Origin of the sequence: Neorhizobium tomejilense, from assembly GCF_964254135.1 — a bacterium.
GTDB lineage: Bacteria > Pseudomonadota > Alphaproteobacteria > Rhizobiales > Rhizobiaceae > Neorhizobium > Neorhizobium tomejilense.
The window spans coordinates 1368195-1385586 of the sequence record NZ_CAXUSO020000002.1; the positions used below are offsets into that span (position 1 = coordinate 1368195).

Below are 17392 nucleotides of genomic sequence, written 5' to 3' on the forward strand. Positions count from 1 at the left end.
GTCTGTCTGTGGGATCAACAATTGCTTCTGGCGTGTCGAAGGACTCGTTGGACCACCAGCAAGGCGATCAGCGGTGCTAGCGAAAAGCCAAGGAACAGCGCTCTTGCTGCCGAAGAGGCGCCAGTTATGCCGCCCGGATCGATCAACCCACCCAGGTTGGCGGTCATACCGGCGATGGCTACGCCGAGCGCGGTCGCGGAAAGCTGCACGGTCGTCACACCACCCGCGGCCAAATCCCGTTCCGACGGGGGCGCGTTCTTGAAAACACTCGTTACCAGATGAGGCCAGACCAAGCCGATACCGAAGCCCACGAGAACAAGACCAAAAGAAATCGGAGCCAGGATGATGATTTGCCCTTGGCTGCTCAGGGGAAGCGTGGCGCACAGGATCAGCAGGCCGATGAAGACCGTCAGCGGACCGATGATTAGCAGGCGCGATGTGGATTTGTTTTCGACCGTGCCAGAGCTGACTATCGATGCTGCTGTCCAGCCCATTGCCATCAACGCGGCAAGATAGCCGGCGGCTAGCGGCGATTGCCCGTGAAGGATCTGCAGAAAATAGGGGACAAAGACATCCGGCTGCATGCTGATGACGAGAAAGGCGACCGTCGCGTAGAGGGCGGCGAGAGGACTGGAACTCGCGAGAGTTCCGGTCGGCAGGAGCCGTACGCTCGCGATGCGCTCTATCCTGAAAAGCAGACCGATGAGAAGCCCGGCAACGAGAAGCCCGGCGATGTTGATGCCGAGAATGGTGCTCGTGCTGCCGGCCGAAACACTAAGCACGGCAACAGTGAGCAGAAAGAGTTGCCGGCCAGGCAAGGCCGAGCTGTCACCTTCTGCCCCAGCCTTGCGGCCAGGAAGAACAAGCCAGGCGATCATTCCAAATATCCCGATGATTGGCACCAGCGACCAGAAAGCGGCGCGCCACGCGCCCGATTCCGCGAATGCACCGCCGACGGCCGGGCCGATGAGAGTGGAGACGCCCCACATGGCGGAGATCAATCCGATCGCGCGAGACCACAGATGCTGTGGGTAGACCTCCCGGATGACGGAGTAGGCGAGCGCGTAGAGGAACCCTCCTCCCAGACCCTGTACTACCCGCCCACCGAGAAGGATCGGCATGCTTGGAGCGAAAGAGCAGAAGGTAGTGCCTATTCCGAAAAGAATCGCTGCCGCCGCGTACGCCCCGCGAGCCCCGGTTTTACGGAGCAGTCGCACCGAGAGAGCGGAGCCGAGGATCGAGGCGACGACGAAAAACGTCGTGCTCCAGGCGTAGTAGTCGAGTCCTCCGATCTCGGCGACAACCGAAGGCATGACCGTGGTAACGATGTAGATGTTGATTGCGTGAAGGGTGACACCACCAGCAAGTGCAAGCGAAAAGACCCCGTTTCGTCCGCGGAGAAGCTGTGCCCAGCCACCGGAAACGGGCGGAGAGGAGATGTTGGCTGTCATAGTGCCTCCAAAGGGTCTGCCATCCATCTGGAGGCAGCAACAGGTTACTTTGCTGGCATGACGAATGGACTTGGAGGTTTGTGACGCACCCAGAAAATTTTTTTGGCCAACCTGGCCGTAAGCCATCCGGTGCCAAACTCCCTTGTTAGTCTCCCCGGAGATGAGCCTCGGTTCTGTGATCCGGAATCAGCCGCCCAGTCAGCCACATTGCTTCAACGCACGTTCGAGCCGTCCGCCAAAGTGGATGCTGTTCAGATATCCGTGCAGAGCTTCAGAACGTACCCATACGGGTCTGTGGAAACGGAACCCGTTGTTGTGTTCAACAGCGATCCCGATGCGATCGGGGTAGGCGCAGGCCCTGCGGTTTGCTGATCCTGCCGCCCCCACTGCAACTGCCGATATCGGCTGTTTCAGCCGCACCGATTCCGAGCTGGCTGCGAGCATGGCATGGCGAGGGTCCCGTATCGGGTTCGGTTGGCCCGGGGCCTTCCTCTTGGTAGAAACGGGCTCCTTACCCCTCGTGCGGTCACGATCGTTGCTCAAGGTGCTTATGCTTAAAGGTGCGGGACCGCAGGCTGTCGCCAAAATGGATCGGTGACCGAAGGGTCCACACTCCCGGCTCTCGGCTCGTCAACGCTTTTCGCGGGGATCGAGTAGCGCGAAATTGCGGAATGCTACTACTCTTCAAACCGGAAGAAGGTTCGGTCGCCTTGATGGGAACTGAGCCCCGACACGTTATTCTCCGTGCCGTGAGACCTACCACGCCAACGCTGTACGCCAAGACGAACGCGCTTTGAGTTTAAGGATTTTGAGCACCTCTGCGGTTCAACGTAATCGAGTATACACTGGTCGTCGCAGTCATGAACAGCTGATGTTTCGCGTGGCCGCCAAAGCAGAGGTTGGAGACTAGTTCAGGAACAAGTACCTTTCCTATCAGGTGCCCATCCGGGGAAATGCAATGCACGCCATCTGCCGCCGAGGACCACATATTGCCATCGCTATCCATTCGGAAACCGTCTGCGCATCCTGGGCTGATGGTGTGAAACACCTCGCCGCCGGAAAGCGCGCCGCTGGAGGCAACATTGAAAACCCTGATATGTTGGGGGTCTGAGCCGAACATGCGTCCGGTATCGGCGACATAGAGCCGGGTTTCATCGGGACTGAAGGCGAGGCCGTTGGGGCAGTTGAAATCCGCCAAGGCGACTTCGATCTCTCCAGAAGGATCGACGCGGTAAACGTGGCACGGCAGTTCCTGCTCGGCCAGAAAGCCTTCGTAGTCCGTCATGATCCCGTAGTGCGGATCGGAGAACCAGATGGAGCCGTCCGATTTCACCACCACATCATTGGGAGAGTTCAGGCGCCTGCCCCGATAGCGGTCAGCCACAATAGTGACGGAACCGTCAAGTTCCGTGCGCGTCACACGGCGCGTGCCATGTTCGCACGTTACCAGCCTTCCCTGCCTGTCGCGCGTATTGCCGTTGGCAAAGTTCGAGGGCTGTCGGAACGTGGAGACCCCAGCGCCTGGAGACCAGCGGAGGATGCGATTGTTCGGAATGTCGGAAAAGAGGAGGCATCCTGCATCACCGAACCAGACCGGGCCCTCGACCCAGTCAAAGCCCGTCGCAATCTGTTTCACCGGCGCATTGCCAAGGACGTATCGGCCAAACAGCGGATTGACCACTTCAAAGTACGACATGCCGGCCTTCCCTTTCTGGAAGCTGTGAGAACGCTATCGATATCACCCGATACCCTTGATATGAACAGGCAAGGGTGACGAGATGTCTGAAGGCCCCGCCTGCGGCACCTCAATGGCCGCCGGGACGGCAGCGCCCTGGTCTGCCGGTCTCGCAGAAGACAAAGGCGGCGCTGATCCGGATCGCCCCCTTTTTGTTCCGCCAGAAGACCTCTCTGCAAGTCAGATAAAGGCGATCTGCGCCTTCATCGCCTGGCTCCGGTCACTCGCCAGTTCGAAGGCTGTGACGGCCTCCCGCAAGGGGAGCGTGTGGGTGATCAGCGGCTTCACGTCGATGAGACCCTTCTGCATGAGCCCGACTCCGATGGCGAATTCTTCATGGAAGCGAAAGGATCCGCGCAGATCCAGCTCCTTGGCCGTGATAGCCATCATCGGGACTGCCATATCTCCGCCAAGCCCCAGCTGGACGATCACCGCCCGCGGCCGCAAAACAGCGATGGCCGCTGCGAGCGCCGCTGCGGCGCCGGAGCACTCGTAGAGGACATCGAACGTTCCTTTCCCTGCCCCATAAGAGGCCAGCGCGTCGGGTTCTCTCGCCATGTTGATCGTCCGGTCGGCGCCGGCTTTGCGGGCGAGCGACAGGGTGAATTCGGAGAGGTCCGTCGCGACGATTTCAGCGGCCCCAGCACGGCGAGCCGCCAGAATCGCCAGAACGCCGATTGGCCCGCAACCCGTCACCAGAACCCGTTTGCCCAACATTTCTCCAGCCCGGCGGGTCGCGTGGAGCGTCACGGCCAGCGGTTCGGCCATTGCCGCCTCGCCCGGCGTCAGGCCATCGGCCGAAACGCATTGGATCGCGTCCGCAACGAGAACCTCACGAAAGGCGCCTTGGACATGCGGAAACGGCATGGCGCTTCCGTAGAACCGCATGTTGAGGCACTGGTTTTGGTGCCCCTCCTGGCAGTAGCGGCAGGTTCGGCACGGACGGGACGGCGAAACGGCAACGAGCTGTCCCAACTCCAATCCTTCTACACCCTGTCCAAGGGCATCGACATGTGCGGAAACTTCGTGTCCGAGAATCATCGGTTCGCGTAGCCGGACGGTGCCGAAGCCACCGTGATTGTAATAGTGGAGATCGCTGCCGCAGATTCCACCAGCGGCAAGGCGAAGGCGCACCTCTCCTGGGCCTGGTGTTTCAATCGGACGCTCCTCGATGCGCAAATCCTTTGCGCCGTGAACAACGATAGTTTTCATCGCGGCCTCCTCAAAGGACTGGCGTCAACAGTGGCTGACCGGAAAAATGCGCCGTGAGATTATCGCGGACCAGTTTCCCCATAGCCTTGCGCGTCTCAATGGTTCCCGAGGCGTGATGGGGCTGCAGGAGGACATTGTCCAACGCCAGAAAACGCGGGTCGAGTTTTGGCTCTCCCTCGAACACATCAAGAGCCGCCGAGCCGAGTGCACCACTTTCCAGTGCAGTGAGCAATGCCTCTTCGTCGACATTGGAGGCGCGAGAGATATTGATCAACATCCCCTCCCCGCCCAGTGCCGCAATCACCTCGCGACCGACGATGTGGCGGGTGACTGGGGAAGCAGCCAGGGTGACAAAGAGGAAATCAGACCGCGAGGCGAGCGCCACGGGATCAGCAATATACTCCCAATCCGAAGCGAAATCCTTTGGCGCGACATCGGAATAGGCGATCCGCATGTCGAAGCCCTGGAGGCGCTTTGCAACCTCATAGCCGATGCGGCCAAGGCCGAGCACGCCTGCGCTTCGCCCCCATACGCGGCGCTTGAGCGGATAGAGGCCCTTTTCGACCCAGCTTCCATCTCTGACCCAACCTTCCGCACCGACCAGGCCACGCGACTGACATAGCATCATCGCTATGCCGAGGTCTGCCACATCGCTCGTCAATACATCAGGCGTGTTCGTGACGCGGATGCCGCGTTCCCGGCAGGCCGCGAGATCAACGGCATCGAAGCCGACCCCGTAGACGGAGACCAGTTCGAGCGCCGGGCAAGCCTCGATCATCGCCCGGCTGGCGCCAAGTTCGCCCCTTGTTGCAATGGCTTTGACGTTCGGACCGACAGACGCGAGGAAACCGGCCTTGTCGGCGGCCTCGAAATACCGATGGACCTCGAAGCTGGCAGTGAGTGGCGCCTCGTCCCATTCCGGATAGGGTCCGACCTGGAGGATCTGCGGCTTGTTCATTTGGTTTCTCCGTCTCTTGACAATCAATGTTATCGATAACATAAGAGACAATATTGTGGATGTCGAGAGAAAACGGAGAGATCAATGGGGCGAAGCTTGTTTGACTTGACCGGTTGCCGGGCCTTGATCACCGGCTCGTCGCAGGGCATCGGCCTTGCCCTTGCCCGTGGTTTGGCTGACGCCGGCGCAGAAATCGTGCTCAATGGACGCGATGCGGTCAAGCTGGCGCAAGCCGCGACAAGCTTCGGCGCCGGCGCCCATCAGTTGGTCTTCGACGTGACCGAACATGAGGCCGCGCGGCGCGCCGTTGACGAATTCGAAGCAAAAACGGGCGCGATAGACATCCTTGTGAACAACGCAGGCATGCAACACCGAACTCCGCTGGAGGATTTTCCGGCGGATGCGTTCGAACGGCTGATGCGCGCCAATGTTTCCAGTGTCTTCAACGTCGGACAGGCGGCTGCCCGGCATATGATCAAACGCGGCGCCGGTAAGATCATCAATATCGCCAGCGTACAGACTGCCCTAGCCCGCCCCGGCATCGCGCCATATACGGCCACCAAAGGCGCAGTTGGCAATCTGACCAAGGGCATGGCAACTGACTGGGCAAGATACGGGCTGCAATGCAATGCGATAGCGCCCGGTTATTTTGACACGCCGCTGAACGCCGCTCTGGTCGGCGACGCCGATTTTTCCGCGTGGCTGGAAAAACGCACACCGGCCGGCCGCTGGGGCAAGGTCGAAGAGCTGGTCGGCGCCTGCGTGTTCCTTGCTTCGAGCGCCTCCTCTTTTGTGAACGGACATGTGCTCTATGTCGACGGCGGCATCACGGCCTCTCTCTGAGGCCAGGCAACAATTGATATTGATGGGTGTTGCCGGATGCGGCAAGTCCTCTGTCGGAGCGGCGCTCGCCGTCGGGTTGGGCGCAGCCTACCTGGACGGGGATGATCTGCACCCATTGGCAAACATTGCGAAAATGAGCCAGGGAATCGCTTTGGACGACGACGACCGCTGGCCGTGGCTGACGCGAGTAGGACGGGCACTCGCCGCCTCCGAGAACCCGTTGATCATTGGCTGCTCAGCGCTCAAACGTGCGTACCGTGCCCATATCGCGCAGGAAGCAGGAGCGCCTGTGATTTTCATCCATCTTTCGGGCACGCCCGAGGTTATCGCAGCGCGGATGAAAGCCAGATCGGGGCACTTCATGCCACAGGGGTTGCTGGCAAGCCAGTTTTCGACGCTCGAACCGCCGGGGTCGGAGGAAAATGCGATCACTGTGGATATCGACGAGCCGCTCGACGCAGTCGTCGACAAGATTATTGCACAATTGGGAGGAATGCGAGGATGACGAACAGAGTTGCATTGATAGGCGCCGGAGCGATGGGCGGAGCTATCGGCGCACGGCTCTTGGAGACCGGCAACAACTTGACGGTCTTTGACCTGGACAAGGCCAGGGTGCAAGAGCTGGTGGGCAAGGGTGCAAAAACCGCAGCGAGTGCGGCAGAGGCAGCGTCCGTTTCGGACTACGTGATCCTCAGCCTCAATTCTCCAAAGATCGTGAGGCTGGCTGTTTTTGGCACCGGTGGTGTCGCCGAAGGTGCCGCGCCCGGAACGCTCGTCATCGACATGTCCTCCATCGATCCGGAAGCAACGAAGGCGCTGGCATCGGACGCTGCGGAGGTTGGTTTGCGCTGGGTCGACAGTCCCCTCTCGGGCGGCGCTCCAAAAGCATTGGTCGGACAGCTCACGCTGATGGCAGGTGGCAAAGAACAGGATGTCGCAGACGCGCATCGGGTGCTGCAACATGTCGCCTCGAACTACACCCACATGGGGCCGTCAGGTGCTGGCCAGACGACGAAATTGATCAACCAGGTTCTCTGCGGTCTGAATTTTCTGGCGGTGGCCGAAGCCACGCAGTTGGCGCTCGACGCTGGCGTGGATGCCGCAAAAATCCCGCAGGCGCTGAAGGGTGGCCGCGCCGACAGCGCCATCCTGCAGGAATACATGCCGCGATTCGTTGCCAAGGACTACCGGCGCACCGGCCGGATTGACAACATGGTCAAGGATCTGAACGGCGCGCAGGATCTTGCACGCCTGACCAACACGGCCATGCCACTCACAGCTACCTGCGCCGAAGTGCATCGGATGCTGACGGCCGCCGGCCTCGGTGGTGAGGATCAGGCCGCTCTGATGGAATTTTTCAAGGGTCCCAACAAGGATATCGCACAATGATCACACGCTATGCTCTCTTCGAAGGAACGGTGAAGGAAGGTCAGACCGAAGCGTTTCGGACCGCCGTCCTGGAGAATATCCTGCCAAAATGGAAAGCCTTCCCAGGTGCGCTCGAAGTAAGAGTGACCTTTGCGGATGCCCGGGACGAAGGGGCGCCGGAAATCCCGATGATCCTTGCGATCAATTATCCCGATCTTGCGACGGTTGAGACGGCGTTGGCGAGTCCAGCCCGCACTGCTGCCAAGGCGGCCACGGAAGAAGTCCTAGCCCGGTTCTTCGACGGACGCATTCACCACCATGTGACACAGGCAAACGAATTCCCACTGTAGCCCGCAAGATGCCCCGACAAGCGAGGCCCTTCAACGCTTCGCTTCTCTTTGTTTCCGCCGCATCAAGCTTTGCTCCCGTCCAATCACGAGCGACGCCACAACGGGCTTGCAATCCTGCGACAAACTCGCTGTAGTGCCGGTGATAACGATAACATGGGCCAAAATGCATAATATTCGCAAGCCAATCACGATGGCGGACATTGCACGCAGCACCGGCGTGTCGCCGATGACGGTGTCGCGCGCCTTCAAGCAGGACGCCTCCGTCAGCCAGGAAACCCGCGAAGCCGTGCTGCGTGCTGCGGAGGAACTCGGTTATGTCTTCGACAGCACCGCCGCAAATTTGCGTTCGCAACGCACTGACTTCGTGGCGGTCACCATTCCTTCAATCAACAACGCCAATTTCGCCGATACGGTACGTTCGCTGAGCGATGGCCTCGCGGAGAGGGGTCTGCAAATCCTCCTCGGCTACACCAACTACGACACGAAGGAAGAAGAACGGCTCATCGAGCAGCTCTTGCGGCGCAAGCCAGAAGCGATCGTGGTAACGGGGGGCAAACACACCCCACGCGCCCGCAAGCTCCTGTCGAACGCGGGAATCCCGGTCATCGAGACCTGGGACCTTCCTGAAGAGCCGATCGGTCACGTCGTCGGCTTCTCCAATGCACTCGCGGTGCGCGAGATGGTCAATCACTTCGTCTCTTCCGGCTATCGAAAGATCGCCTTCATTGGCGGTGACGCCGACCGCGACACGCGTGGCACCGACCGCCGGGCCGGCTTCATCGCCGCAATAAAGGATCACGGTCTGGATGCGGAACGCCTGATTGCTGCCGGCCCTCCGCCGATTTCGATGCGGGAGGGCGCGAACGCGATGGGACGGCTGCTGGAACAATTTCCTGACACCGAGGCGGTGATTTGCGTCTCCGACCTTTCCGCCTTTGGCGCGCTCACGGAATGTCAACGTCGCGGCCTTGCGGTGCCCGGACAAATCGCGATCGGTGGTTTTGGCGACTACGAGATCGGCGCAATCTGCGTTCCCAGCCTGACCACAATCAACGCGTTCGCGGCTGAGATCGGAACAAAGGCGGCGAAGCTCATTATCGACGTCCTGGACGGACGGCTGGCGAATGAATCGGGACGCGTGACGATCCGGCCGGACTTGATCCTGCGAGAGACCAGTCGCTGACGACCCCGGCCCTTGCTGTTGCGATACCAAGCGAACATTCGACAAGGTGCGGCGTCCACCACCCAACCCGATCTGCTCCTGCCGCCTGAGGGGCTTGCCCTGCGGCGGCAGGATGTTTGATGCGCTTTAACCCGGTTACTTAACGTCGGACTTCACGAACTGCCGCAACTCCTGTGTTTGCGGATTGGCAAAGAGCTCCTTGGACGGCCCCTCTTCCCAGATCGTACCTTTGTGCATGAAGATGGTTTTCGTCGCCACCCTTCGGGCGAACGCCATTTCGTGCGTTACAAGGATCATGGTCATCCCGTCGCGAGCGAGCGTCTCCATCACCGTCAACACTTCTTCGGTCAGTTCCGGGTCGAGCGCCGAGGTCACTTCGTCGAACAGCATCACCTTTGGCCGCATGGCAAGCGAACGGGCGATCGCCACCCGCTGCTGCTGGCCGCCGGAAAGCTGATCCGGGTAGGAATCGAACTTTTCCAGGAGGCCCACGAGCTGCAGCACCTCCCGGGCGATTTTCTGCGTCTCGGCCTTTGCTATGCCCTTCACGATGCGTGGCGCAAGCATGATGTTCTCACCGACAGTCAGATGCGGAAACAGGTTGTAGCTCTGGAAGACGATGCCGACATCGGTGCGCAGGCTGCGCAATGCTTTAGCATCTCCCCCAAGCGTGTGGCCGGCAATTTCCACGTGGCCGGAATTGATCTTTTCCAGACCGTTCATGCAGCGCAGCAGCGTGCTCTTACCGGAGCCTGACCGACCGATCAGCGCGAAGACCTCTCCGCGCCCGACACTGAGCGAGACGCCCTTGAGAACTTCGAGCGCACCGAAGCTCTTGTGAACCTTTTCAACGATTACTTCCGGCATGGAGCCTCCTTTCCAGCCAACGCGACAGCTGGGACAATGGGTAACAGACGACGAAATAGAGAACTGCAACCGCGACGAAGACGCGGAAGGGCTGGAACGTCGCATTGTTGATGAGTTGCCCCGCGCGAGCGAGTTCAACGAAACCGATGATTGAGGTAATTGAGGTGTTCTTGACCACCTGCACCGCGAAACCGACGGTGGGAGGCAGCGATATGCGGACAGCCTGCGGCAGGATGACGTAGCGATATTGTTGCAGCCGGGTCATGGCGAGGGACTCCGACGCCTCCCATTGCTGCTTCGGCACTGCCTGAATGCAGCCACGCCAGATTTCCGCCAGGTAACCCGATGCGTAGATCGTCATCGATGCACCCGCGGCAATCAGCGGCGGCAACTCCAATCCGGCAAGGCTCAGGCCATAATAGGATAAGAACAGGATCATCAGAACAGGAATGCCCTGGATGACCTGGATGTAAGTGCCGGCAGCAATACGCACCGCCTTTGTGCGCGAGGTGCGGGCAAGTGCCACGGCAAAGCCGAGAAGACCGCCCCCGATCAGTGCAATGACCGTCAGGACGATGGTCCATTGCAGTGCTTGCAGCAGGAAACCGAATTCATTGAAACCGAATGTTCTAAGCGTCATGCCTGTACCTCCGGCAGGGACGTCATGGTACGGCGGGCGACACGGCGGCCGAACAGCCACATACCGACGAGCGCCAGACAAGCACGCAACGCAAGCGCAAGCGCCAGATAGATCAGCGTGACGACGATATAGACCTCGAACGACCGGTAGGTCTGCGATTCAACAAAGGCGGCCGAAGCTGCCAGTTCATGCGTCGAAATCGCCGAACAGATACTCGAGGCCAGCATCATCAGCACGAACTGGCTGCACAGCGCCGGATAGACCTTGGCGATCGCCGGCACGATGATGACGTGGCGATAGATTTGAAAGCGGGTGAAGCCGAGCGCCTCGCCTGCTTCGATCTGTGACTTATGCACCGCCTCAATTCCGGCGCGGATGATTTCCGTCGAATAGGCGGCAAGATTGATCGTCATACCGATCAGCGCAGCTGTATCGGCGCCGACGCGCAGGCCGAGGCCGGGTAGACCGAAATAGACGATGAAAAGCTGGACCAGGAATGGGGTGTTGCGAATGATCTCGACATAGGCATCGACAAGAAATCGCGCGGCGCCGCCTTTCACTGAGCGGATAGAGGCAAGGACGACGCCCGCCGCCGAGCCAAGAAGGATCGAAAGGACTGAAAGTTTGATCGTCAGCCAGATGCCGTTCAGAATTTCATCCTGATACTGTGCAAGCACGCCGAATTGAAACGTATAGGACATAAGCGAGCTCCGTCGATGTTTCGTGGCCCGCCGACGGTTCCGCCGGCAGGCTCTCACGCAAACCCACTTAGAAGGACGGAAGCGTCGGCATTGGACGGCCTGTCCATTTGGTTGCAACCTTGTCGAGGTCACCGGAGATCTTCATCAGGTAGATCGCCGTGTTCAGCCATTGGCGCAGTTCGAAATCCTGCATCTTGGTCGCCATCGAGTTGCCCTGCTGGAAAAAGGTGAAGCCAACCTGCAGTCCGGCGTCCGGGCGCTGTTTGATGATCGCTTCACCCACTGTCGAAGGCAGCGCAACTGCATCGGCCTGTCCGGCGATGAGGGCCTGCGCGCTGGTGGAGTCGTCCTCAAATACGACGATTTGCATGCCGGGTACCGCGGCCTTTCGTAGCGCAGTCTCTTGCGACGAACCGCGATTGACCGCCACGCGCTTACCCTTGAGATCGGCAAGGCTCGCGAACTTTTGGTCAGGGCCGGAGATGATGTCCATGTTGAAGGCGCTGTACGGCTGCGTGAACATGACGGTCTTCGCCCGTTCGCCGGTCGGCGCAAGTGTGGCGACGAGGAAATCGACCTTGCCTGTCTGAAGTGCGGGAATGCGGGCGGGCGGGGTGAGCGGCACAAGTTCGACGGGTAACGACAGATACCCGCCAATCAGATTGGCGACGTCGACGTCATAACCTGTCGGGTTGCCCTTCTCGTCCACCATCCCCATAGGCGGTGCACCGGTCAGGACACCTATCCGGACTGAGCCGCGCGACACGATGTCGTTCAGCGTCGTCGCGCTAGCCTCGGCAGTCGCGGCCAGGCTTGCTATTCCTATTCCGATCGCAGTCAGCGTCGTCCGTACATAGTTTGAGATTTTCATCGTTCTTCCTCCACTTGTCATAATGATTGCTGCAAGGCATCTCGCCACGGAGCATGCGTTCACGGTCGCGAGCTCGCAGTTCCGCTCCTTCGGAGCGTCGTTCTCCTCCCAAACCGCCTGCCCGGACTTAAAACCGTCGCATCTGGCGTTATGGGGTTATCGCTAACCTAAATTGATGTTATCGATAACAATCGGGAGCGTCAAGTCTGTTTGTGCATCCCTGCAAAGAGGAGAAATATGTGAGGCAGAAACGCGCGAAGACCGTCACTCTTGTTGAAGTGGCCGCCAGGGCGGGCGTCAGCAGAATGACCGTCTCAAAGGTGATCCGGGGCGTCGGAAGCATCTCAGAGGAGACGCGAGCGAGAGTCAGGCGAGCGGCGGACGAATTAGGATATCTGCCCAACAGCCTCGCAGGATCGCTGAGTTCGCGCAGAAGCCGTATGGTGGCGGTCATCATCCCCTCGATCAGCGATATCGTCTTCTCCGAAGTGCTCAGCGGGGTGAACGCGGTGCTCAGACCGAATGGGTATCAAACGTTCATCGGCGAGTCGCATTTCGACCCGATCGTGGAAGCCGATCTTATTCGTGAAATGCTCTCGTTTCAGCCGGCCGGACTTTTGCTGAATGGCGGTATGGAGCGGAGCGCCGCTTCCATGAGGTTGCTTGAAAACCGCAACTGCCCAGCCATTCAGCTTTGGGATTGCGATAACTCCGGCCTCGATTTCGGGGCAGGCCCATCCCATGCGGAGGCAGGCCGTCTCGTTGCAATGCATTTTCTCGCGCGTGGCTTGCAGAGGATCGCCTACGTTGGTGCCGAGCTGGAGAAGGATCTTTGTGCCCGCCGCCGCTATCTCTCACTGCAGTCTTCGCTTGCCGCCGCCGACATCGCCCTGGTGAGCGTAACGTGCGAGCGGAAACCGAGACAGGCCGCGACCGGGCGCGTTTTGACGGAGCAACTCATGCGGACGCATCCCGACGTACAGGCCATCCACTTCCTGAATGACGCAATGGCGTTGGGCGGCCTGTCATATCTTCACGAAGCGGGTATAGCTGTCCCGGGCCAGGTCTCGGTAGTGGGGTTCAACGGTACGTCCATTCCCAATACGGTGCGCACCCGGCTCACCACGATCGATACGCCGCGAGAGGCGATCGGAGAGACGGCCGCTCGCGCGCTACTGGACATGCTTCGGAACGCGAACGCTCACCCCAGCAGGTCATGGCAAGCAGCGCTGCATTTGGTCCAGGGCAACACCACAGAAAAAATCTAGTTGCAGGTTTCCAGCTGATCCGTCAGGGAGTTTTATTGGGGTGTCTGTTAGAAACTGAAAAAATGGGCACCATTCGCGGTGCCTAGTTTGTTTGGGAGACGGTTGTTACATCTTGCGCCAGAGTTTCTTGTATTCGTCACGGTAGCCGTTATCTGGGTCGAAGCTGTTCTTCGGTCCACCGTCGAACTCGACATTGCCCGACGTGACGACGTGCAAGGGCGATAGGTAGCCGGACCAAGTTTCGCCGGCGAATGCGCGGTTCAGCTCATCGACGAGCTGCCATCCCTGCAGGTTCAAGGGTTCGGCGACCGTCACCTTCTGGAACTGACCGGCACGGATGCGCTGATAGGCTGATTCCGAACCATCGCCGGCTGCCACATTGATCGGTGCATCGGTGCCGCCCTTGCCCGCGGCTGCAAGCGATGGACCCATGAAGTCGAAATAGAGATCGTTGATGGCCAGCGAGTGGGTCCATTTGTCGCCGTATTTCTGCAGCAGCGACGTGGTCAGCTGCGGCATGCGCTGCGACGTTTCGGCGATCGGCGTGTCGACATAGGCGAGAACCGTGCCGCCGAGTACCTCGATCTCAGCCTTCATCTTGTCAGCCTTTGCGATGGCGATGGCATAGGTGCTGTCGGTGAAGATGATCACGCCCGGCTTGCCCTTGGCATCGACATAGGCGTAGTCGGCCGCCGCCTTGGAGACTTCCATGGCATCGGTGCTGACATTGGCGAAGAGACCTGTCTTTTTATCGGGGCCGATGACTGGTCCCGCATGCCAGGCGACGAGCGGAATTCCCGCAGCCTTCACTTGCTCCAGGGCCGGGGCCTGCTCGACGGCATCGAAGCCGTTGATGATGATGCCGGCGGGCTTCAGGGCCAGTGCCTGGCCGAACGCTGCCGTGCGGCCGCCGATCGAGCCGGCGCCATCCAGCACCTTGACCTCCCAGCCAATTGCCTTCGCGGCCTCCTCGACGCCGGTGGTCACGCCCAGGATGCCGCCATTCTTGAGATCGCCGGCCAGCACGACGATGGTCTTGCCTTCCTGCGCCTTGGGGCTGGTCTTCGGGCCGTCCCAAGCGGTGACGCGGGTGGCGTATTTGTCCACCACGGTCTTGGCATTGGCCATGGCATCGGCCAGCGCCGGGCCCGCCAGCATCAGTGCCAGCATGGCGACCGAGTTCTGGATCAGTGTTCTGCGTTGCATATTCTTTCCTCCCTTGAAGATAGTGCGGTTCGTGGAAACCTTTTTCGTCAGCTTGTCTGCGTTTTTGCGGGCAACGGGCCGGGGACCGCCGCCTTGCCGGCTGCGCCCCGTTTGCGCTGCGCATAACCGGCGATGCCGATAGCCACGAGCAGGGTGAGACCGTTGAAGAGCGGCTCGACAAAGAATGAACCGCCGATCTGCTGAATACCGGAGATGCCAACCGCCAGAATGACGACACCGATCATCGTGCCCCAGACATTGACGCGACCGGGCTTGATCGTGGTGGAGCCGAGAAAGGCACCGACGAGCGCCGGCAGCAGGTATTCCAGCCCTACGCTTGCCTGGCCGATGCGCAGTTTCGAGGCGAGCAGGACGCCAGCAAGCGCCGCAAGCGTCCCCGAAGAAACGAAGGCGCCGATCACGAAGCGGCGGACCGGGATACCGTTTAGCGCAGCCGCCTTCGGATTGGCACCGATGGCATAGACATAGCGGCCGATCGGCAGATATTCCATGATGATCCAGAGCGTGACGGCAATGGCCATAACGTAGAAGCCGGTGATGGGCAGACCAAACAACATGGTGCCGTTGAGCGCATAGAAACCATTGGGCAGAACACCCACCACCTGCCGACCGCCGGTATGCCACAGCGCCAGCGCATAGAGTATGGTGCCGGTGCCAAGCGTGGCGATGAAACTGTCGATCCGCGCCACCTCGACCAGAAGTCCATTGAGGAAACCGGTGAAGGCGCCGAGAGCCAGCACAATGGCAACAGCGATCGGCCACGGGACACCGAACATGGTCTGGAGACTGATCGCCAGAATATGCCAGAGCACGATGCCGTAGCCTACCGTGAGATCGATGCGACCGGAAGCCATCGGGATCATCGCCGCCAATGACAGAAGTGCGATGATCGCCTTGTCCGAAACGATCGAGCGCAGATTCAGCAGGGTCGGGAAGGTTGCGGGCAGCAGGACCGAAAACAGGAGGATCAGGAAGACTGTCAGAATGACGAGACCATAAACTGGGACATAGCGAGCGATCTTCTGACCAATGGTTAGCCCGGCCAGTTCGCCGCGCGTCGGCTCAAGCGCCGTGGATTCGATCGATTGCATGGTTCGTGGCTCCTGTGGTCTACAAGGCTTGCGGTCTAGGCCGCTTCCGATGCCGAAGCGGCGGAAATGACGGCGGATGTGGTCAGGGCCTCACCCTGAAGTTCGGCGACGATGCGGCCGCGCGAAAACACCAGCGCGCGGTGGCAGATGTGGGCGATTTCTTCGAAATCGGTGGACACGACAACGACGGCTAGACCGGCTTCCAATGCTTGGGCGATCAGTTTGTAAATCTCAGCCTTGGCTCCGACATCGACGCCGGCGGTCGGGTCTTCGGCGATTAGCAGTTTGCGAGCCGTGACTAACCAGCGGCCGACGACGACTTTCTGCTGGTTGCCGCCTGAAAGGGCTTCGATTGGAAGTCTCTGGTCGTTCGGGCGCAACCCTACCGCTTCACCGATCTTGCGGGCCCGCTTGGCCTCCTCGGCCGGCGACAGGAAAGAGAACAAGCCACGGCCGGATGCACCGGGGTTGATGAAAGTGTTTTCCCGGAGCGACAGCGACATCGCAACAGATTCCTCCGCCCGGTCGCGGGCGATCAACCCGATGCCGGATCTCATCGCTGCGACGGCGCTCGAAAGGTCCGGGGTTTCGTCGTCCAGGTGAATGGTGCCGCCAAATGCCTCGCAGCCAAACAGGGTGCGGCCTATGATTTCCTGACCGGCGCCGCGCAGTCCGACAAGGCCCAGAAGTTCGTTTCGGCGGATATCGAAGGATACGGGTCCTGTGCCGGCGCAGGTCAGGTTTTTCGCTGCAAGGACGGTCCTGCCAGGTGTGCAGGCGGCCTTGACGAAAAGCTGGTTGGCCGGGCGGCCGACGATCATCTCGATCAGGTCGTCCGGCCCCGTCTCGCTGACTGGCCGCTGGCCCACCAGCTTGCCGTCGCGCAAGACTGCGACGCGGTCGGCGATGCGAAAAATCTCGTCCAGCCGGTGCGACACGTAGATCATGCCAACGCCGCGTTCCTTCAACGGACGAATGGCGTTGAACAGCCGCTCGACTTCGTCGGCTGGAAGGCTTGCGGTCGGTTCGTCGAGAACCAGAACGTCCGCCTCGACGGCAAGCGCGCGGGCAATTGCAACAAGCGATTTTTCCGTGCGGGTGAGGTCCTGGACGCGGGTGCTGGGGTCGAAGTCGCAGCCGACCAGTGCCAGCGCCTCGCGGGCACGATCTTCCGTTCCGCGCCAGTCGATCAGCCGCGAACGCATGGAAAAGCCCTGCGCCAAACCAACATTCTCGCCGACTGTCATCCATTCGATCAGACCGAGATCCTGATGGATGAAGGCAACGGGTTGACGCGTGTTGGGTTTCGGCGGGCGGTGACTGTAAGGCTCACCGCGAAAGAGGATTTGGCCGCTATCCGGCCTGTAGATGCCGGCGAGCGTCTTGATCAGCGTCGACTTTCCGGCGCCGTTTTCGCCGAGGAGCGCCAGGATCTCGCCAGGGAGCAAATCGATGGAGACGTTCTCGAGGGCGCGAGTGCCACCAAATACCTTGGTGATGTTCTGGAACTCGATGAGTTTGCGATTGTCCACCCCTGCTCCTCCCAAAGCTTGCTGCCACCATCATATACTATGTTATCGATAACATCGACGTCAAGAGCATTTTCCGCTCCTAGTCAGGAATAGAT

Annotated in this window: 17 protein-coding genes; 6 read left to right on the forward strand and 11 right to left on the reverse strand. The window is 60.0% G+C overall.

The features are described 5' to 3' along the window. Positions 1-14 precede the first annotated feature (14 nt). The 4 genes from ACSQ3G_RS29235 to ACSQ3G_RS29250 form a co-directional block, all read right to left on the reverse strand. Positions 15-1451: an MFS transporter gene (locus ACSQ3G_RS29235; protein ID WP_436112777.1), complete on the reverse strand. Its 1437-nt coding sequence runs from the start codon at positions 1449-1451 to the stop codon at positions 15-17. Positions 1452-2250: 799 nt separating this feature from the next. After that, positions 2251-3147, reverse strand: a complete 897-nt coding sequence (locus tag ACSQ3G_RS29240; protein WP_436112778.1) for an SMP-30/gluconolactonase/LRE family protein — start codon at positions 3145-3147, stop codon at positions 2251-2253. Positions 3148-3366: 219 nt separating this feature from the next. After that, positions 3367-4398 (reverse strand): L-idonate 5-dehydrogenase, encoded by a 1032-nt coding sequence (locus ACSQ3G_RS29245; RefSeq protein ID WP_436112779.1) that lies wholly within the window; start codon positions 4396-4398, stop codon positions 3367-3369. Positions 4399-4408: 10 nt separating this feature from the next. After that, positions 4409-5356, reverse strand: a complete 948-nt coding sequence (locus ACSQ3G_RS29250; RefSeq protein WP_436112780.1) for a 2-hydroxyacid dehydrogenase — start codon at positions 5354-5356, stop codon at positions 4409-4411. Positions 5357-5440: 84 nt separating this feature from the next. On the opposite strand from ACSQ3G_RS29250, the gene ACSQ3G_RS29255 reads away from it, so the two are divergent. The 5 genes from ACSQ3G_RS29255 (at position 5441) to ACSQ3G_RS29275 (ending at position 9100) form a co-directional block, all read left to right on the forward strand. After that, positions 5441-6199, forward strand: coding sequence for an SDR family oxidoreductase (locus ACSQ3G_RS29255; RefSeq protein WP_436112781.1), 759 nt, complete (start codon positions 5441-5443; stop codon positions 6197-6199). Next, the gene (locus ACSQ3G_RS29260) at positions 6168-6704 is read left to right on the forward strand and encodes a gluconokinase (protein WP_436112782.1); all 537 of its coding nucleotides are present in this window, start codon (positions 6168-6170) and stop codon (positions 6702-6704) included. The genes ACSQ3G_RS29255 and ACSQ3G_RS29260 overlap by 32 nt, the downstream gene beginning before the upstream one ends. Next, a complete protein-coding gene (locus ACSQ3G_RS29265; protein ID WP_105403715.1) occupies positions 6701-7588 on the forward strand; it encodes an NAD(P)-dependent oxidoreductase in 888 nt (295 codons plus the stop codon). Before ACSQ3G_RS29260 ends, ACSQ3G_RS29265 begins: the two co-directional genes overlap by 4 nt. Further along, on the forward strand, positions 7585-7917 hold the full coding sequence (locus ACSQ3G_RS29270) for a hypothetical protein (RefSeq protein ID WP_105403716.1): 333 nt from the start codon (positions 7585-7587) through the stop codon (positions 7915-7917). The genes ACSQ3G_RS29265 and ACSQ3G_RS29270 overlap by 4 nt, the downstream gene beginning before the upstream one ends. A gap of 163 nt (positions 7918-8080) precedes the next feature. Further along, positions 8081-9100, forward strand: coding sequence for a LacI family DNA-binding transcriptional regulator (locus tag ACSQ3G_RS29275; protein WP_436112783.1), 1020 nt, complete (start codon positions 8081-8083; stop codon positions 9098-9100). A gap of 135 nt (positions 9101-9235) precedes the next feature. Here ACSQ3G_RS29275 and ACSQ3G_RS29280 read toward each other — a convergent pair whose 3' ends face one another. The 4 genes from ACSQ3G_RS29280 to ACSQ3G_RS29295 form a co-directional block, all read right to left on the reverse strand. Further along, entirely contained in the window at positions 9236-9967 is a 732-nt protein-coding gene (locus ACSQ3G_RS29280) for an amino acid ABC transporter ATP-binding protein (protein WP_105427522.1), read from the reverse strand. Next, complete coding sequence (locus ACSQ3G_RS29285) at positions 9948-10607, reverse strand: amino acid ABC transporter permease (RefSeq protein WP_436112784.1); 660 nt, start codon at positions 10605-10607, stop codon at positions 9948-9950. The genes ACSQ3G_RS29280 and ACSQ3G_RS29285 overlap by 20 nt, the downstream gene beginning before the upstream one ends. After that, positions 10604-11308 carry an amino acid ABC transporter permease gene (locus tag ACSQ3G_RS29290; RefSeq protein WP_105403720.1) on the reverse strand — a complete coding sequence of 235 codons (705 nt, stop codon included), beginning with the start codon at positions 11306-11308 and terminating at the stop codon, positions 10604-10606. Before ACSQ3G_RS29290 ends, ACSQ3G_RS29285 begins: the two co-directional genes overlap by 4 nt. Positions 11309-11375: 67 nt before the next feature. Next, entirely contained in the window at positions 11376-12179 is an 804-nt protein-coding gene (locus ACSQ3G_RS29295; RefSeq protein ID WP_436112785.1) for a transporter substrate-binding domain-containing protein, read from the reverse strand. Positions 12180-12418: 239 nt separating this feature from the next. On the opposite strand from ACSQ3G_RS29295, the gene ACSQ3G_RS29300 reads away from it, so the two are divergent. Next, positions 12419-13447 carry a LacI family DNA-binding transcriptional regulator gene (locus ACSQ3G_RS29300; RefSeq protein WP_436112786.1) on the forward strand — a complete coding sequence of 343 codons (1029 nt, stop codon included), beginning with the start codon at positions 12419-12421 and terminating at the stop codon, positions 13445-13447. Between the two features lie 105 nt (positions 13448-13552). On the opposite strand, the gene ACSQ3G_RS29305 is transcribed toward ACSQ3G_RS29300, so the two are convergent. Genes ACSQ3G_RS29305 through ACSQ3G_RS29315 form a run of 3 tightly spaced genes read right to left on the reverse strand, consistent with a single transcriptional unit; the run spans position 13553 to position 17297 of the window. Further along, positions 13553-14653, reverse strand: a complete 1101-nt coding sequence (locus ACSQ3G_RS29305) for an ABC transporter substrate-binding protein (protein WP_105403723.1) — start codon at positions 14651-14653, stop codon at positions 13553-13555. Positions 14654-14700: 47 nt separating this feature from the next. Next, a complete protein-coding gene (locus ACSQ3G_RS29310; protein ID WP_436112787.1) occupies positions 14701-15765 on the reverse strand; it encodes an ABC transporter permease in 1065 nt (354 codons plus the stop codon). A gap of 35 nt (positions 15766-15800) precedes the next feature. Then, on the reverse strand, positions 15801-17297 hold the full coding sequence (locus ACSQ3G_RS29315) for a sugar ABC transporter ATP-binding protein (RefSeq protein ID WP_436112788.1): 1497 nt from the start codon (positions 17295-17297) through the stop codon (positions 15801-15803). Positions 17298-17392: the final 95 nt, after the last annotated feature.

Coding starts and splice junctions, on each gene's coding strand:
- ACSQ3G_RS29295 (WP_436112785.1), bottom strand. CDS start 12,179: ATGAAAATCTCAAACTATGTACGGACGACGCTGACTGCGATCGGAATA.
- ACSQ3G_RS29235 (WP_436112777.1), bottom strand. CDS start 1,451: ATGACAGCCAACATCTCCTCTCCGCCCGTTTCCGGTGGCTGGGCACAG.
- ACSQ3G_RS29240 (WP_436112778.1), bottom strand. CDS start 3,147: ATGTCGTACTTTGAAGTGGTCAATCCGCTGTTTGGCCGATACGTCCTT.
- ACSQ3G_RS29275 (WP_436112783.1), top strand. CDS start 8,081: ATGCATAATATTCGCAAGCCAATCACGATGGCGGACATTGCACGCAGC.
- ACSQ3G_RS29260 (WP_436112782.1), top strand. CDS start 6,168: ATGTCGACGGCGGCATCACGGCCTCTCTCTGAGGCCAGGCAACAATTG.
- ACSQ3G_RS29270 (WP_105403716.1), top strand. CDS start 7,585: ATGATCACACGCTATGCTCTCTTCGAAGGAACGGTGAAGGAAGGTCAG.
- ACSQ3G_RS29290 (WP_105403720.1), bottom strand. CDS start 11,308: ATGTCCTATACGTTTCAATTCGGCGTGCTTGCACAGTATCAGGATGAA.
- ACSQ3G_RS29245 (WP_436112779.1), bottom strand. CDS start 4,398: ATGAAAACTATCGTTGTTCACGGCGCAAAGGATTTGCGCATCGAGGAG.
- ACSQ3G_RS29305 (WP_105403723.1), bottom strand. CDS start 14,653: ATGCAACGCAGAACACTGATCCAGAACTCGGTCGCCATGCTGGCACTG.
- ACSQ3G_RS29250 (WP_436112780.1), bottom strand. CDS start 5,356: ATGAACAAGCCGCAGATCCTCCAGGTCGGACCCTATCCGGAATGGGAC.
- ACSQ3G_RS29255 (WP_436112781.1), top strand. CDS start 5,441: ATGGGGCGAAGCTTGTTTGACTTGACCGGTTGCCGGGCCTTGATCACC.
- ACSQ3G_RS29310 (WP_436112787.1), bottom strand. CDS start 15,765: ATGCAATCGATCGAATCCACGGCGCTTGAGCCGACGCGCGGCGAACTG.
- ACSQ3G_RS29285 (WP_436112784.1), bottom strand. CDS start 10,607: ATGACGCTTAGAACATTCGGTTTCAATGAATTCGGTTTCCTGCTGCAA.
- ACSQ3G_RS29265 (WP_105403715.1), top strand. CDS start 6,701: ATGACGAACAGAGTTGCATTGATAGGCGCCGGAGCGATGGGCGGAGCT.
- ACSQ3G_RS29280 (WP_105427522.1), bottom strand. CDS start 9,967: ATGCCGGAAGTAATCGTTGAAAAGGTTCACAAGAGCTTCGGTGCGCTC.